The sequence below is a fragment of the Paenirhodobacter sp. genome (assembly GCF_047600745.1).
In the GTDB taxonomy this organism is placed as follows: Bacteria; Pseudomonadota; Alphaproteobacteria; order Rhodobacterales; family Rhodobacteraceae; genus Rhodobacter.
This window is the reverse complement of record NZ_JASGKI010000004.1, coordinates 993434-1008401: the sequence shown is the minus strand read 5'-3', so window position 1 is coordinate 1008401 and position 14968 is coordinate 993434. Positions and strand designations below refer to the sequence as shown.

Here is a 14968-nt window from a genome sequence, read left to right as displayed (position 1 = left end):
ACGGTCATGTCGGCGACCAGATCGACCTCGATCTTGAACTCGGTCACCGGCTCCGGAAAGACGAAGCGCGCCAGCCAGTTGCCATAGGGATCCTGCTGGTGGTTGACGAAATGTCCGCCGGGCGAAACGCGCAGGCTGTGCGAGATCACGCGCGTGCGCGAATGCGGCGCGGGGCGCAGGCGGATGATCTGCGGGCCCAGGCTGACGGGCTTGTCGTATTTGTAATGCGTAAGGTGGTAGATGGATGCGTAGATCGCCATGGCCGCTTCCCTGAAAGTTCAGGGCACAGATTAGGCATGGCGGGGCGGGGAGCCACCCTGAAAGTTAACTGACGTCCCTGCGGCGGGGGAAAATCTGGGCATCTGCCCGTTTATCAGGCAGTCGTCCGGGCAAAGAAAAAGCGCCGCAGAAGCGGCGCCTTTTTCGCGGTCCGGCGGGCGGTCAGCCGCGCCAGGTGCGGACCTGACCGCAATCCATATGCACGAAGCCCGAACCCGCATAGCGCCCGACGCCCCCGGCATTGCAGGCGGCCGCGGCGGCGAAGATCTGATTGACCGAGCGCGATTTCATCCGCAGGTCGGCAGCCATCCCGCTCATGTGCAGCGAATTCCGCGCCACCCCGCGCGACCGGGACCGCAGCATCGCGTTCGTCTCGGGCGAGCGGTAGCCCGACAGCATCATATAGGGTTCGTTCGTTTCCATCAGCCGGTGCGAGGCGGCGGCGATGTCCACCGTGCGCGGGTCGATGGCCTTCATCTTGTCGTTGCGCCAGTCGCGCATGAAGTAGTTGATTTCCTTCAGCGCCTCGGGGACGTATTTCCCCTCGATCCAATAAACCGTGTCGATGCTTTCGCCGGTGCGGCCGGAATACATCCGGATGCGGCGAATATCGCCCGCGCCGCGCAGAAAGCCGAAGGCGTTGGACGCGGTTGGTGCTGCCGTGATCGCCGTGGCGGCGAAGGCTGCCAGCAGCCCACGGCGGGAAAGTCGCATGTCGCTCATTTGTCTGCCTGTCCCCGATGACATGTAGCCGTTTCTGATTGGCGGCTTACCGTGCCAGAACCTCAGTAACCATGTGGTGTTTATGGCACAGGGTTTCTGTTTCTCCAACAAACGATTCCGGAGGCGCGCGGCTCCCCCGCGCGTAATCGGCTGATTTTCGCCAAGTCCAGCCCGAAGGTGCCGATTGCGGCGGGCTGTGGCCTTCGTGCATCGGTGCGCCTGCCGGGCGGCAAATTTACCCTGCGGGCCGGGGAGTGCTGGACTTGCTGCGATTTTTCCGCGAACGCTGGAAAAAAACGCGGTCGGAGGCCGGAAATGACGGGCAGGTTCGGAATCGGTTTCGCGGCGCTGGCGGCGGCCTGGATCGGGCAGGCGGCGGTGGGGGCCGAACTGCCGGTGGTCAGGACTCTGGCGCCGGTGATCTATCCCGCGCCCCTCGCGCCGTTCGACCTCGGGCTGGCCGAGGAACTGGCTGATTCCCCGGCGCTGCTGGCGGCCTATGCGGCACGCTCCTATGCGCCGGTCTGGACCTCGGCGGCGGATGCCGGGCGGCGGGCGGCGCTGTTCCGTGCGGTCGAAGAGGCCGATGGGCTTCCCGCGCGGCGCTACCGCACCGAGGAGCTGCGCCACGCGATGGACACGCCGGGGAACGCGCGTGCCCGTGGGCGGCTCGAAGCGCGGTTCGCGCGGAGTTGGGCGCGCTATGCGCAGGACGTTTCCCATGGCGTGCTGACGCCGAAGCGAGTCGATCCCGGGCTGGTGCGCACGGTGGCGCGGCGGGATGTGCGGGCGGATCTTGCGGCTTTCGCGCAGGCCGGGGATCCGGCGGAATGGCTGCACGGGCTGACCCCGACGGATCCGCGCTTTCTCGCGCTGCAACAGGCGCGGCGGGATCTGTCGCGGCAGATCGCGGCGGGCGGATGGGGCAAGCCGGTTCCGGGCGGCACGCTGCGCCCGGGCGACAAGGGGCCGGCGGTCGGTGCGCTGCGCGACCGGCTGCAAAAGATGGGTTATCTCGGCCCCGGCGCCCCGGCGCATTATGACGGCGCGATGCAGAAGGCCGTGCAGCGCTGGCAGGCCGATACGGGGCAGGTGGCGGATGGAATCGCGGGCCCGGCCACGCTCGCCACGCTGAACCTCCCGCCCGAAGACCGGCTGCGCGCGGTCAATGTGGCGATGGAGCGGATGCGCTGGATGAACGGGCTGGATCTCGGCGCGCGGCATGTCTGGGTCAATATCACCGATTTCACCGCCCGGATCGTCGATCATGGCCAGACGGTGTTCGAGACCGTCACCGTGGTCGGCAAGAACGCCGACGACTACCGCACGCCCGAATTCTCCGACCAGATGGAGATGATCGTGATCAACCCAAGCTGGCATGTGCCGCGTTCGATCACCGTGCGGGAATATCTGCCGAAGATGCAGCGCGACCCGAATGCCGCCGCGCAGATCATGCTGGTGGATGCGCAGGGGCGGGAGGTGCCGCGTTCGCAGGTGAATTTCGCGGCCTATGACGAGAAGACCTTCCCCTACCGGATGCGGCAGGCGCCGTCGGATGACAATGCCCTGGGGCAGGTGAAATTCCTGTTCCCGAATCCGTGGAACATCTACCTGCATGACACGCCGTCGAAGCGGCTGTTCAACGAAAGGGTCCGCGCCTTCAGCCACGGCTGCATCCGGATCGGCAAGCCGTTCGATCTCGCCTATGAGCTGCTGGCGCCGCAACAGCCCGATCCCGAAGGGTATTTTCAGGAGATCCTGAAGACCGGGAAGGAGAAGACCGTGCGTCTGGATCCGCCGGTGCCGGTGCATCTGGTCTATTTCACCGCATGGCCGGATGGCCGCGGCGGGATCGAATATCGCGATGACATCTATGGCCGGGATGCCGCGATCTGGGCCGCGCTGGAAAAGGCGGGGGTGGAATTGACCGCGCGGGGCGACTAGATCGGGGGCAGAACAAGGAGGGGTATCATGGCTCAGCAGACCGTCGAAACCATCGCAAAGGCGCTCGCGGCGGAGGCGGAGGGGGATCTGTCCCTGCCGATCGACGGGGCGTCGGAGCCGCAGGCCGCCGGGCCGCGTCAGGTCGCGCTGGCGATGGCGCCGAAATATCTGGAGGCGCTTGCGCAGGGCGGGGCGCTGGCGGCGCTGGTTCCGGTGGGCACGGACTGGCGGGCGCTTGGGCTGAAGGCCGCGATCTTCGTGCCGCGCCCGCGTCTGGCGATGGCGGGGCTGTCGAAGGCGTTCGACCCCGGCCCGGTGATCGCACCCGGCATCCATCCGAGCGCGGTGGTGGACCCGACCGCCGAAATCGGCGAGGGCGCGGCCATCGGCCCCTTCGTCTATATCGGACCGGGGGCGAAGATCGGCCCGCGTGCCCGGATCGCGGCCCATGCGGTGGTGGCGGAGCATGCCCGGATCGGGGCGGATGCGCTGCTCTATTACGGGGTGAAGATCGGCGCGCGGGTGGTGATCGGCGACCGGTTCATCGCACAGCCGGGGGCGAGCGTCGGCGGCGACGGCTTTTCCTTCGTCACGCCCGAGAAATCCGGGATCGAGGAAATCCGCGAGACGCTGGGCCACCGCGAGGGCTTCCACGAACAGCACTGGACCCGGATCCATTCGCTGGGCACGGTGGAGATCGGCGATGATGTCGAACTGGGTGCCAACTCCACCATCGACCGCGGCACGATCCGCGCGACCACCGTCGGCCGGGGTACCAAGATCGACAACCTGGTGATGATCGGCCACAACGTGCAGGTCGGCGAGGATTGCCTGTTCTGTTCGCAGGTCGGCGTTGCGGGATCGACGCGGATCGGCAATCGGGTGGTGCTGGCCGGGCAGGTGGGGGTGAATGACAACATCTTCGTCGGCGATGACGTGATCGCGGGCGGCGCGACCAAGATCTTTACCAACGCGCCCAAGGGATCGGTGCTGCTGGGCTATCCCGCGCTGAAGATGGAGAGCCACGTCACCGCCTGGAAAAACATCCGCCGCCTGACGCGATTGTTCGCGCAGGTCGCCGAACTTCGCGAAACTGTTGCAAAGCTGACCGAAAAGAAGGGCACGGAGTAAAGACTGATGAGGTCCGACGTGCAGAGCAAGATCATTGACATCATCGCGCGCGAGGCGGTGGTGGAGCCGGAGCAGGTGCGCCCGGAGATGACGCTGGAGGAGCTTGGTCTCGACAGCCTCGGGCTGGTCGAGATGATCTTCGCGATCGAGGAGACCTTCGGCATTTCGGTCCCGTTCAACGCGAATGAACAGAAGGGCGAGTTCGACCTGTCCTCGGTCGGCGCGGTGGTGCGCGCGGTCGAGGCGCTGATCGCGGGGCGCGGCGCGGCGGTCGCCTGATGCGGCGGGTCGTGATCACGGGGGCGGGCACGGTCAATGCGCTGGCGGCGGACGTGCCCGGCACCCTTGCGGCGATGGCGGCGGGGCGTTCGGCCATCGGTGCGCTGGAGTTCCCGGACGTCGAGCGGCTTTCGGTGCGGATCGGCGCGCAGGTGAAGGGCTGGGATCCGCTGCCCTGGGTCGATGCGGCGCGGCTTCTCGCTTTGCGACCGGTTCACGCAATTCGCGCTGGCCGCCGGGATGCAGGCGATGGAGCAGGCCGGTTTCGCGGGCGATATGGGGCCGCGATGGGGGTCTGTCATCGGCACGGCGGGCGGCGGCAATGGCACGGTGAACGAAGCCTATCGCGCCGTCTATGCCGAGGGCAAGAACCGCGTTCATCCCTTTACCGTGCCGAAGCTGATGAACAATGCCGCTGCCTCGCATCTGTCGATGCGGTTCGGGCTGACGGGGCCGGTGTTTTCGGTCGCCACTGCCTGCGCGAGTGCGAACCATGCGATCGGGCTGGCGTTCCAGATGATCCGGGCCGGAATGGCGGATGGGATGCTGGCGGGCGGGGCGGAGGCGATGCTGAATTTCGGTGGGTTGAAGGCCTGGGAAGGGCTGCGGGTGATGTCGCCCGACGCCTGCCGCCCGTTCAGCCTTGGCCGCAACGGCATGGTGCAGGGCGAGGGTGTGGCGGTCTTCGTGCTTGAGGAACGTACGGCGGCGATTGTGCGCGGGGCCGATATTCTGGCGGAAATCAATGGCTTCTGCATGACCTCGGATGCAGGGGATATCGTCATGCCTTCGGCCGAAGGGGCCGCGCGGGCGATGCGCGGCGCGCTGGAGGATGCGGGGCTCGCGCCGGAAGCGGTGGGTTATATCAACGCGCATGGCACCGGCACGGCGGCGAATGACCGCACCGAAGCCGCCGCGATCCGCACGGTTTTCGCCGATCCGCCGCCGGTGTCTTCGACCAAGGCGATGCACGGGCATTGCATCGGCGCGACCGGGGCGATCGAACTGCTGGCCTGTCTGATGGCGCTGCGGGATGGGATTCTGGCGCCGACGGTGGGGTTTCAGGCGCCGGATCCGGATTGCCCGCTCGACGTGGTGCCGAATGTGGCGCGGCGGGCCGAGGTGGGCGCGGCGATGTCCAACGCATTTGCCTTCGGTGGGCTGAACGCGGTGCTGGTTCTGGGCCGGGCCTGAAAGAACGATGCCGCCCCCGGAGGGACGGCATCGCGGGGATCATTTCGCGGGTGCTTGCAGCTTCGCGTTGTTCTTGGTGACTTCTTCGAAGGCCGAGGTGAAGCCCTTGAGCGAGATCGTCACCTGCACCGGCTGTTCCGGGCTCGCGACGGGAACGATCGACATCGTGACCTTGTTGCCCTTCTTGAACGCGGCCAGTTCCTCGGGCGTCAGGCCGATGCGCGCGAAGCAGCCCGGAGGGGCGCAGAAGGTGAACGGGTAGACCTTCGGCTGCTGGTTGTCGATCGTAAGCTGGAGGTTCGCGGTCAGCAGGGTTTCGAGCGGGGTCATGATCGTCGCCCCGGCCACGGCCTTTCCGCCCGCCGGAAGCGCGACCATCGAAATATCCGCGACGTTGTTGCCCTTGGCATCCTTCAGAAGCTGATACATCTGGCACGGATCGTTGCCATCCGCAGAGCGGAAGCATTGCAGGCTCCAGTCGTCGAGCGTCTTGGCAATGTAGCTGCTGCCGGGGCCGTCCGCCGGCTGCTGGGCGGGGTCGGACTGCGGCGCCGGGGTTTCTGCCGCAGGCGCTTCGCTCGTGGCCGGTGCTTCGCCCGTGGTTGCGGCGGGTGCCTCGCCCGTCGCGGGGGCAGGGGTGGTGGCATCCTGCGCGAAGCCTGCCGACGCGGCGAGGCAGAGCGCCAGCGCTGTCGCGAAGGATTTGCTCAAATCCATAGTCATCTTGACCTTCCATCCTGAACGGGATCGCATGCCACTTATCACGCCGCACGACCTATGTCAGGTGCAAAGCGCCAATGCGGCGGGCGGGGTTCATACAGTTGTGTGAAATTTGACTTTGGCGGAAAAGAAAGGGTTCCGTTGGCGGAACCCTTTCCGATTACCCCCTGTCGGACCGGCCGACTTTGTCATTAACATGACGCTAGAATGGAAGCACATTTGCGTCAACAGACAAATGGGATCTTCTACGGCGGGTCGCGGCCATGGAAAAAAGCCGCACCCGGAGGGGTGCGGCGAGTTTGACAGGGAGGAAGCGCCCGACCCGAAAAGGACGGCAGCGGGCCGGGCAGGCTCATACTGGCACGAACGGATTAATGGATTATTGTGGCTGCACGCGCAGCAAGGAGAGACGCATGACCGGAGTTCTGACCGAGGCGGGGGTTTTCGTCGGGGGCGGTGGCGAAGGCTATGCGGCGCCGCAGGAGCTGTTGCTGAAATACGGCAACCGGCATGGCCTGATCGCAGGGGCGACGGGTACCGGGAAAACGGTGACGTTGCAGGTTCTGGCCGAGGGGTTCTCGACGGCGGGGGTGCCGGTCTTCATGGCCGATGTGAAGGGCGACCTGTCGGGCATCGCCGCCGCGGGCAGCGAGGGTGGCAAGACGCATGCGGCCTTCGCGACGCGGGCGCAGACCATCGGCTATGATCTGGCCTATCGGGACTATCCGGTCACCTTCTGGGATGTGTTCGGCGAACAGGGCCACCCGGTGCGCACGACGATTTCCGAGATGGGGCCGCTGCTTCTGTCGCGGCTTATGGGGCTGAGCGACGCGCAGGAGGGGGTGCTGAACATCGCCTTCCATCTGGCCGATAGCGAGGGGCTGGCGCTGCTGGACCTGAAGGATCTGCGCGCGATGCTGACCCATGTCAGCGAACGGGCCGCCGATCTGACGGCGCGCTATGGCAATGTGGCGCCGCAGACGGTGGGCGCGATCCAGCGGCAGCTTCTGGTGCTGGAGAATCAGGGTGCGGTGCAGTTCTTCGGCGAACCGGCGCTGGAACTGTCGGACATGATGGCGCCGACGCCGGACGGGCGGGGGCGGATCAACATTCTGGCGGCCGACCGGCTGATGGGGTCACCGCGGCTTTATGCGACCTTCCTGCTGTGGCTGATGTCCGAACTGTTCGAGGAGCTGCCCGAAGTCGGGGATGTGGACCGGCCGAAATTCGTGTTCTTCTTCGACGAGGCGCATCTGCTGTTCGACGACGCGCCAAAGGCGCTGGTCGACAAGGTGGAGCAGGTGGCGCGGCTGATCCGGTCGAAGGGCGTGGGGATCTATTTCATCACGCAGAACCCGGCGGATGTTCCGGATGCGATCCTGGGGCAGTTGGGCAACCGAGTGCAGCATGCGCTGCGGGCCTTTACCGCGAAGGATCAGAAGGATCTGAAGCGCGCGGCGGAGAACTACCGCCCCAATCCGCGCTTCGACACCGGGACGGCGATCCGCGAAGTGGGCACGGGCGAGGCGGTGACCTCTTTCCTTGAGGCAAAGGGCGTTCCGGGAATGGTGGAGCGGACGTTGGTGCGACCGCCGCAGTCGCGGCTGGGGCCGCTGACGGTCGAGGAGCGGCGGGCGGTGATGGCGGCCTCTCCGTTCGGGGCGAAATATGGCCGGGCGGTGGATCGCGAGTCGGCCTATGAGATCCTGACCGCGCGGGCCGCGGCGGCCGCTGCGCCGCAGGAGGCGGAGTTCAACAAGGCGCGTCGGTTCGAGCCGTTCGAGCGCCCGGCGAAGACGACCCCGACCAAGGGGGCGTCTTCGCGTTCGGATTCGATCCTGGAAACCTTTGGCAAGAGCCTCGCGCGGCAGATCGGCTCGAAAGCCGGTCAGCAGATCGTGCGCGGGGTTCTGGGGTCGCTGTTCCGCGCGCGTTAAACGAGCGAGAGGCGGGGGCGCCAGGCGCGCGACTCGGCCATCAGTGCGATCAGGACGTCGACATGCCGGGCGAAGCTGTAGCTGGCCGCGCCTTCCGCCCGGTCATGTTCCAGCCGCTCTTCGAGGGCGACGAGCGCGCGCAGGCTGGCTTCCGACCCGGGCCCCAGACGCGGATCGACCAGCCGCTTCAGATCCCGCGCGCGGTGGTAGCCCTGCTGGCCGCAACGCGCGGCGCGCACCAGAAGGCGCGGGCGGCGCAGCGCGGAAATGGATTGCTTCAGGTCGATGAAGGCGGGTTGGTCGAACATTGCGGTCTCCTCGATTGGATGACCCCAAAATGCGGCGGAAAAGGGGGCGTTGCGTCTTTTGGTTAAGAAGCGCACGCAACATTCCGAGATATTTAGATTTTTTAAGAAATTCTCAACCACGCCCAAGTTCTTAACGAACGGGTAACCAAAGAAACCCACGGTTGATCGGTCCGGAGGCAATCTCCCTGCCGAGCCACGCCACTCTGGGGGAAGGAATGACGACGACCATCACAGGCGGGTCTATCCTGCCCGCCTGGCTGCCCGACTATGCCAGGCTCTACCTGCGCCACATCGAGGACGGAGTCCCCATCCGGCAACTGGCCCGGGCGGAGGGCTGTCACGCCTCGACCGTGTTGCGGCGCGTCCGGCGCATCGAGCAGCGGCGGGAAGATCCGCTGGTCGACGAAGCCCTTTCCCGGCTGGGTTCGGGCAGCAGTCCCGACCGTTCGACCGATACTGACACTGGAGAAATGCCGATGACCGCTCCGATCCGCTCGCAAGTGATGCCCGCCGACGAGGAACGTCTTGCCGCCGAAGCGCGCCGCGTGCTGCGCCGACTGGCGGAACCGGGGGCCGTGCTGATCGTGGCGCCCGGCATGGAAAAGGCGGTGGTGCTGCGCGGCACGGTGCGCACGGCGGTGATCGAGCGCGATATGGCACAGGCCTTCGCGCTCAAGGACTGGATGCAGGTGCGGCATTCGGGGCGGGTCACCAGCTATGAGATCACCATGGCGGGGCGCGCGGCGCTGAAGCGGATGCTGGAGGAGGATCAGGCCGCGCGCGGCGCGGCGGAACCGGAGGCCGATGCCTTCGGCGACCAGCACCGCGACTGGGGCGAGCGCGAGGTCTCCGAAAACGGTGCGCGCCGTCGGATGCGGGCGAACCTGGCCGAAAGTCCGCTGGGCGTTCTGGCGCGGCGGCGCGACGTCAACGGCAAGCCCTTCCTGTCGCCGGAACTGGTCGCGGCGGGCGAACGGCTGCGCGAGGATTTCGAGCTGGCGCAGATGGGGCCGCGCGTGGCGCAGAACTGGGAGCGGTTCCTGACCGGGGGCGATCGGGGGCAATACCGGATCGACAATGGTTCGGGTGGCGGCTCTGAGCGGGCGCGCGAACGCGTGGCGGCGGCGCTGCGCGATCTTGGGCCGGGGCTGGGGGATATGGTGCTGCGCTGCTGCTGTTTCCTCGAAGGGCTTGAGGCGGCGGAGCGGCGGCTGGGCTGGTCGGCGCGGTCGGGCAAGATCGTGCTGCGGATCGCGCTGATTCGCCTGAAGCGGCATTACGAGGAAACCTATGGCGGGGCTTCGCCGCTGATCGGCTGAGCATTGGGGGCGTCAGCCCCCCAGCCACCGCCGGGCAAGATCCACCGTTCCGGCGGTATAGCCGGGCAAGGCAAGCGCCGTCGGCGTTTCCGCATGCGAGGCCAGCCAGGCCGTCAGCTGCATCCGCCGCAGCATCACGAACATCGGCAGGGCGGCCTCGATCCCCGGGTCGAGCGGCGCGACATCGCGATACCCCGCGACCCAGGATCGCATCAGCTCCGGTATCAGCGGGGAATCCTCGATAAAGCTGATGGCGGCGGCGAAATCATATCCGTGCCAGCCGAAGCCGCAATCATCGAAGTCGATCACCACCATCCGATCGCCCTGCACCAGCAGGTTGGCCGTGCGCATGTCGCCATGGATCAGGCCGAAGCGATCCGGCCCCATGCCATGCGCGCGCGTGGCCAGGCGCAACGCGGCATCGGTGCGCTCCAGCAGGTGCCGGTCGTCCTCTCCCAACCCCTTTGCCGCCCGCCAGTCGCCCCACCAGGCGCGCGGGCCGATGATCGTTTCCCAGGTCCAATGCTTGCGGCGAAAGCCTTTGGGCAGCGTGAACCGGCGCGCATGGCCATGCAGCCGCGCCGTGATCCCGCCCAGATGATGAAACCAGCGCGGCAGGTCGGCATCGGCATCGGGCTCCGCCCCCGGCACATGTTCGAAACAGACCGCATGGCGCAGCGCTTCGCCATCGTGAAAGGTCTGGAGCAGGCTGCCGTCCAGCCCGGGCAGCGGGCGCGGCACCGGAACCGCATCCTCGTCGCGCAGGGCGGCGATCCAGGCCAGTTCGCTCAGGATCTCGTCCCGGTCGTGATAGCCGGGGCGATGTACCCGGAACACCACCAGCTCCGGGCCCTCGACCAGCCAGGTCGCGTTTTCCGAAATCGTGAGCAGGCGCAGCGGCGCATCCTCGGGCAGGCCCCAGGCGGGCAGGTTCGTGCGCAATCCGGTTTCGAGCCGGTCCAGAAAATCATTGGCGTAAAGCATGGGGCCTCTATTGGTGCCGCGCGGTGAAGCGGGCGATTTCGGAGGCGGTCGGGCGCTGGCCACAAAAAATCTCGACATAGGTCGGGATCCGGTCCAGCCGCTCCGCCAGGGTTTCTTGCGCGCGCATCGAGATATAGCCGACCTGCGTCAGATAGGCCGCCCGCGCGCGGGTATCCGCCTCGGTCGGCGTCAGGCCAAAGCGGCAGAACATCGCGGTCAGCGCGGCGAGCCGCGTGGCATCGGCCGCGCGCAGCCGGGCATCGGTCTCCGGCGCGGTCAGCGCCCAGTTGCGCACCGCGAATTCCAGCGCCATGTCGAAAAGCTCCGGGTCGAGCCAGCAGTCGATGACGTTCAGCATCGCTTCGGCCAATGTCTCGGCATAGGCGTCGCAGCGCGCGGCGAGCCTGCCGGTATTGTCCTCCCAGCGGAGGAGCAGCGCGGCGAGCATCGCGTCGCGATCCGCGAAATGGTGATAGAAGCTCGTCCGCGACAGCCCGACCTTCTGCGCGAGCGGCGCGATGCGCACGGCTTCGACCCCGCCTTCGATCAGCAAGTGATAGGCCGCGGTGAGCCACAGATCGGGAGTGCCGCGCCAGCCGCGGTCCGGGGGGGTGCCATCCATGGCGGCAGAATAGGCGTCAAAGCCCCACCTGTGCAAGGTTTCGACCAAGGCGACGATAAATTCGACATATGTGTCGAATTTGCGATTGACGGGTGCGGATGCGCGAATTGCGTGGATCCGGTATTCAGCCAGAGGCCCGCCCATGTCGAGAGACCCGCTGCTCCAGCCGTTTCAGCTTCGCCACCTGACGATGCGCAACCGCATCCTGACCACCAGCCACGAGCCCGCCTATACCGAGGACGGGATGCCGAAGGACCGCTACCGCCTCTCCCATCTGGAGCGGGCGAAGGCGGGGGTGGCGATGGTGATGACGGCGGGTTCGGCTGCGGTGAGCCGCGACAGCCCGCCGGCCTTTGGCAATGTGCTGGCGTGGAAGGATGAGGTGGTGCCATGGATGCGCTGCCTGTCGGACGATTGCCACGAACCGGGCGCGGTGGTGATGATCCAGCCCACCCATCTGGGCTATCGCACGCGGTGGGACCGGGGCGACTGGCTGCCGGTTCTGGGCGCTGGGCCTGCGCGCGAACCCGCGCACCGGCATCAGCCGAAGGTGATCGAGGACTGGGACATCGCGCGGGTGATCGGTGATTTCGCCGATGCCGCCGAACGGATGCGGGACGCCGGGCTCGATGGGGTCGAGATCGAATGCTACGGCCATCTGATGGACCAGATGTTCTCGCCGCTCACGAACCGGCTGGCGGCACCCTGGGGCGGGGATTTCGACAACCGCCTGCGCTTTGCCGAGAGCGTCCTGCGCGCCTGTCGCGATCGCGTCGGGCCGGAGTTCCTGATCGGCATCCGCCATGTCGCCGACGAGCAGGAGGACCGCGGCATCACGCTCGACGACAGCGTGGAGATGGTGCGCCGGTTCCGTGACGCGGGGCTGGTCGATTTCGTCAACGTGATCCGGGGGCGGATCCACACCGATGCCGCGCTCACCGATGTGATCCCGGTGCAGGGGATGCGTTCGGCGCCGCATCTCGATTTCGCCGAGCGGGTGCGGGCAGAGGTCGGCCTGCCCACCTTCCACGCCAGCCGGATCCCCGATGTGGCCACCGCGCGGCATGCCATCGCCTCGGGCGCGCTCGATATGGTGGGGATGACGCGGGCGCATATGGCGGATCCGCATATCGTGACGAAGATCCGCGAAGGGCGGGAGGAGGAGATCCGGCCCTGTGTCGGCGCGACCTATTGCCTGGACCGGATCTATCAGGGCGGGATGGCGCTGTGCATCCTCAATGCCTCGACCGGGCGCGAGGCCGAGATGCCGCACCGGATCGCCCCCGCCGCGCGGCGCAGGACGGTGGTGGGGGTCGGGGCGGGGCCTGCGGGGCTCGAAGCGGCGCGGGTCGCGACGGAGCGTGGCCACCGGGTGGTGGTGGTCGGGGCGGCGGACCTGCCGGGTGGTCAGATCCGGCTGATCACACGCACCCCGCGCCGGGCCGAGATGATCGGCATCATCGACTGGCGGATGGCGCAATGCGCGGCGCGTGATGTCGAGTTCCGCTTCAATATTTGGGCCGAGGCGGAGGACGTGCTGGCGCTGTCGCCCGATGTGGTGATCATCGCGACGGGGGGCATCGCGCAGACCGGGGTGCTGGAGACGGGAGAGGATCTGGCGGTCTCGGCCTGGGATATTCTTTCCGGCGATGCGCGGCCCGGGCGCAATGTGCTGGTCTTTGACGAAGCGGGCGATCATGGCGGGCTACAGGCGGCGCAACTGCTGGCCGAGGCGGGCGCGGTGGCCGAGGTGATGACCCCCGACCGCAGCTTTGCGCCCGAGATCATGGGGATGAACCTGGTGCCCTATATGCGGGCGCTACAGGATAGACAGGTGACCTTCACCGTGACCTGGCGGCTGAAAGCGGTTGGGAGGCAGGGCAACGGGCTGGAGGCGCTGATCGGATCGGACTACATGGCCGCGATCCGGCGGCGGGAGGTCGATCAGGTCGTTGTCAATGCCGGGACGGTGCCGTTGGACGATCTGTATTTCGTACTGAAACCGTTGTCCGGCAATGGTGGCGCGGTTGATTACGACGCGCTGGTATCCGGCCGCGCGCAGCCGGAAGTTCCGGGGTTTCAGCTGTTCCGGATCGGCGATGCGGTCGAGGCGCGCAACATTCACGCGGCGATTTTCGATGCGCTCAGACTGATGCGGCAGGTCTGATGCCAGACCTGCGGAGGCGCCCCCGTCGCCGTTCCGCCTTGCACTCCGGTTTCGCCGGGGGCGCCACAACCGTTGGCCTTGGCCCCTGCGCCGCCAACGCCCCGCCGAACCGGAGGGCCGCGAACCGCCGGGGCAGAGGCCGCCGCTGCCCTGCGCGCCCCGGGCGAAACCGGGGTGCAAGGCGGAACGGCGACGGGGGCGCCTTCTTCCGATGGATCCCGCTTAACGGAGGCCGTTCTGGCGCGCCGTCGCCACCAGGTCATGCACGAAGGCCAGCTTGCGTTGCACCGGCTCGGGCAGGGTGAACGGATAGATGTCCGCCATCCCCATCGACCTGTTCATCGCATTTAGCGCGACCGTCAGCGGCATCCAGGCCGCGAGCAGCCGCTTCACGTTGCGCACGCGATAGGGGTCGAAGTTGATATCCGCCGTCAACTCGCCCTCTTCATCGACACCCGGGTCGATCTCCATCCCGAAGGCCGCCGCCGTTTCCAGCGTATCGACCATATGCAGGTAATGCGCCCAGGTCTCGGCCCAGTCCTCCCATGGGTGCATCGTCGCATAGGAGGAGACATATTCCTGCGGCCAGTCGGGCGGCGCGCCGTTTTCGTAATGGTGTTGCAGCGCCGCGCCGTAATCCAGGCTCTCGTCCCCGAACATCGCGCGGAACGCCTCGGTCGCGCCGCCGTCACGCACGAGAATATCCCAGTAGTAATGCCCCACCTCATGCCGGAAATGGCCCAGCAGCGTGCGATAGGCCTCGCCCATGTCAGAGCGCATCTTCTCCCGTGTGGCGTCATCGGCCTCGATCAGCGCGATCGTCACCACGCCGTTGTCATGGCTGGTCAGAACCCGCTCTGCGCTGTCGGGACTGTCGGCGAGGAAGTTGAACACCAGCGGCTCGGGATGGCCATCGCCCGCCACCGGCATCGGCAGGCCAAGGTGCATCAGCGAATAGATCAGGCGGCGCTTCGCGGCCTCGATCTTCTGCCAGCGGGCGTGGTTTTCGGGGTCGGACAGGTCGGGGATCGTGTGGTTGTGCCGGCAGGCCGGGCAGAATTCGGTGACCCCATCGGCCGGAACCATCCAGTTGCAGCCGCTCAGTTCCCAGTTCTTGCAGAACCGCCAGAGCTCGGGCCCGCCCTCGGCCACCAACCAGGCGGCGCCCTCGGGCTCCATCGCCTGCATCTCGTCCCGTTCGGGCAGATAGCCCAGATAGTGGCCGCAGCGCAGGCAGACCGTATTCTCGAAATGCAGAACCTGTCCGCAGCACTGACATTGAAACAGTTTCACCGCAGCCTCCCGCCTTTGTGTGTCGGGACAATGCGGGGGGCGCGCGCGGGTTCCCGCCGCGCGCGCCT

At 66.9% G+C, this 14968-nt stretch carries 12 protein-coding genes and 2 pseudogenes; 7 read left to right on the top strand and 7 right to left on the bottom strand.

Features of this window, described 5'->3' with window-relative positions:
* Positions 1–71: 71 nt before the first annotated feature.
* Both QM789_RS13650 and QM789_RS13645 read right to left on the bottom strand, forming a co-directional pair.
* Positions 72–260: pseudogene (locus QM789_RS13650) on the bottom strand (transglutaminase N-terminal domain-containing protein); the annotation flags it as partial.
* A 181-nt stretch (positions 261–441) separates the two neighbouring features.
* Positions 442–1002 (bottom strand): YcbK family protein, encoded by a 561-nt coding sequence (locus tag QM789_RS13645; protein WP_420352415.1) that lies wholly within the window; start codon positions 1000–1002, stop codon positions 442–444.
* Positions 1003–1317: 315 nt separating this feature from the next.
* Here QM789_RS13645 and QM789_RS13640 point away from each other — a divergent pair, with 315 nt between their 5' ends.
* From QM789_RS13640 to QM789_RS13625, 4 genes and pseudogenes are all read left to right on the top strand, one after another.
* Positions 1318–2946, top strand: a complete 1629-nt coding sequence (locus tag QM789_RS13640) for a L,D-transpeptidase family protein (RefSeq protein ID WP_420352414.1) — start codon at positions 1318–1320, stop codon at positions 2944–2946.
* Positions 2947–2973: 27 nt separating this feature from the next.
* Positions 2974–4077 (top strand): UDP-3-O-(3-hydroxymyristoyl)glucosamine N-acyltransferase, encoded by a 1104-nt coding sequence (lpxD, locus tag QM789_RS13635; protein WP_420352413.1) that lies wholly within the window; start codon positions 2974–2976, stop codon positions 4075–4077.
* Between the two features lie 6 nt (positions 4078–4083).
* Entirely contained in the window at positions 4084–4356 is a 273-nt protein-coding gene (locus tag QM789_RS13630; RefSeq protein WP_420352412.1) for an acyl carrier protein, read from the top strand.
* A pseudogene (locus QM789_RS13625) lies at positions 4356–5550 on the top strand (beta-ketoacyl-[acyl-carrier-protein] synthase family protein). The gene QM789_RS13630 and the pseudogene QM789_RS13625 overlap by 1 nt, the downstream one beginning before the upstream one ends.
* A gap of 39 nt (positions 5551–5589) precedes the next feature.
* Here the strand turns inward: QM789_RS13625 and QM789_RS13620 are convergent.
* The gene (locus tag QM789_RS13620; RefSeq protein WP_420352411.1) at positions 5590–6273 is read right to left on the bottom strand and encodes an invasion associated locus B family protein; all 684 of its coding nucleotides are present in this window, start codon (positions 6271–6273) and stop codon (positions 5590–5592) included.
* Positions 6274–6683: 410 nt separating this feature from the next.
* Between QM789_RS13620 and QM789_RS13615 the strand changes: the two genes are divergently transcribed.
* A complete protein-coding gene (locus QM789_RS13615) occupies positions 6684–8207 on the top strand; it encodes a helicase HerA-like domain-containing protein (RefSeq protein WP_420352410.1) in 1524 nt (507 codons plus the stop codon).
* Here the strand turns inward: QM789_RS13615 and QM789_RS13610 are convergent.
* Positions 8204–8515, bottom strand: coding sequence for a DUF6477 family protein (locus QM789_RS13610; RefSeq protein WP_420352409.1), 312 nt, complete (start codon positions 8513–8515; stop codon positions 8204–8206). The two genes, QM789_RS13615 and QM789_RS13610, sit on opposite strands and share 4 nt — an antisense overlap.
* Positions 8516–8730: 215 nt before the next feature.
* Here QM789_RS13610 and QM789_RS13605 point away from each other — a divergent pair, with 215 nt between their 5' ends.
* Positions 8731–9834 carry a DUF6456 domain-containing protein gene (locus tag QM789_RS13605; RefSeq protein WP_420352408.1) on the top strand — a complete coding sequence of 368 codons (1104 nt, stop codon included), beginning with the start codon at positions 8731–8733 and terminating at the stop codon, positions 9832–9834.
* Positions 9835–9846: 12 nt separating this feature from the next.
* Here the strand turns inward: QM789_RS13605 and QM789_RS13600 are convergent, their stop codons facing one another.
* The gene (locus QM789_RS13600; protein ID WP_420352407.1) at positions 9847–10818 is read right to left on the bottom strand and encodes a phosphotransferase enzyme family protein; all 972 of its coding nucleotides are present in this window, start codon (positions 10816–10818) and stop codon (positions 9847–9849) included.
* A 7-nt stretch (positions 10819–10825) separates the two neighbouring features.
* The gene (locus QM789_RS13595) at positions 10826–11440 is read right to left on the bottom strand and encodes a TetR/AcrR family transcriptional regulator (RefSeq protein WP_420352406.1); all 615 of its coding nucleotides are present in this window, start codon (positions 11438–11440) and stop codon (positions 10826–10828) included.
* 142 nt (positions 11441–11582) lie between these two features.
* On the opposite strand from QM789_RS13595, the gene QM789_RS13590 reads away from it, so the two are divergent.
* Positions 11583–13607, top strand: coding sequence for an NAD(P)-binding protein (locus tag QM789_RS13590; protein ID WP_420352405.1), 2025 nt, complete (start codon positions 11583–11585; stop codon positions 13605–13607).
* 222 nt (positions 13608–13829) lie between these two features.
* Here QM789_RS13590 and QM789_RS13585 read toward each other — a convergent pair whose 3' ends face one another.
* A complete protein-coding gene (locus QM789_RS13585; RefSeq protein WP_420352404.1) occupies positions 13830–14900 on the bottom strand; it encodes a zinc-binding metallopeptidase family protein in 1071 nt (356 codons plus the stop codon).
* Positions 14901–14968 lie beyond the last annotated feature (68 nt).

Excerpts from the sequence above, each read along its gene's own strand:
- QM789_RS13600 (WP_420352407.1), bottom strand. The coding sequence starts at position 10,818 with ATGCTTTACGCCAATGATTTTCTGGACCGGCTCGAAACCGGATTGCGC.
- QM789_RS13605 (WP_420352408.1), top strand. The coding sequence starts at position 8,731 with ATGACGACGACCATCACAGGCGGGTCTATCCTGCCCGCCTGGCTGCCC.
- QM789_RS13590 (WP_420352405.1), top strand. The coding sequence starts at position 11,583 with ATGTCGAGAGACCCGCTGCTCCAGCCGTTTCAGCTTCGCCACCTGACG.
- QM789_RS13615 (WP_420352410.1), top strand. The coding sequence starts at position 6,684 with ATGACCGGAGTTCTGACCGAGGCGGGGGTTTTCGTCGGGGGCGGTGGC.
- lpxD (WP_420352413.1), top strand. The coding sequence starts at position 2,974 with ATGGCTCAGCAGACCGTCGAAACCATCGCAAAGGCGCTCGCGGCGGAG.
- QM789_RS13610 (WP_420352409.1), bottom strand. The coding sequence starts at position 8,515 with ATGTTCGACCAACCCGCCTTCATCGACCTGAAGCAATCCATTTCCGCG.
- QM789_RS13630 (WP_420352412.1), top strand. The coding sequence starts at position 4,084 with ATGAGGTCCGACGTGCAGAGCAAGATCATTGACATCATCGCGCGCGAG.
- QM789_RS13595 (WP_420352406.1), bottom strand. The coding sequence starts at position 11,440 with ATGGATGGCACCCCCCCGGACCGCGGCTGGCGCGGCACTCCCGATCTG.
- QM789_RS13620 (WP_420352411.1), bottom strand. The coding sequence starts at position 6,273 with ATGACTATGGATTTGAGCAAATCCTTCGCGACAGCGCTGGCGCTCTGC.
- QM789_RS13645 (WP_420352415.1), bottom strand. The coding sequence starts at position 1,002 with ATGAGCGACATGCGACTTTCCCGCCGTGGGCTGCTGGCAGCCTTCGCC.
- QM789_RS13640 (WP_420352414.1), top strand. The coding sequence starts at position 1,318 with ATGACGGGCAGGTTCGGAATCGGTTTCGCGGCGCTGGCGGCGGCCTGG.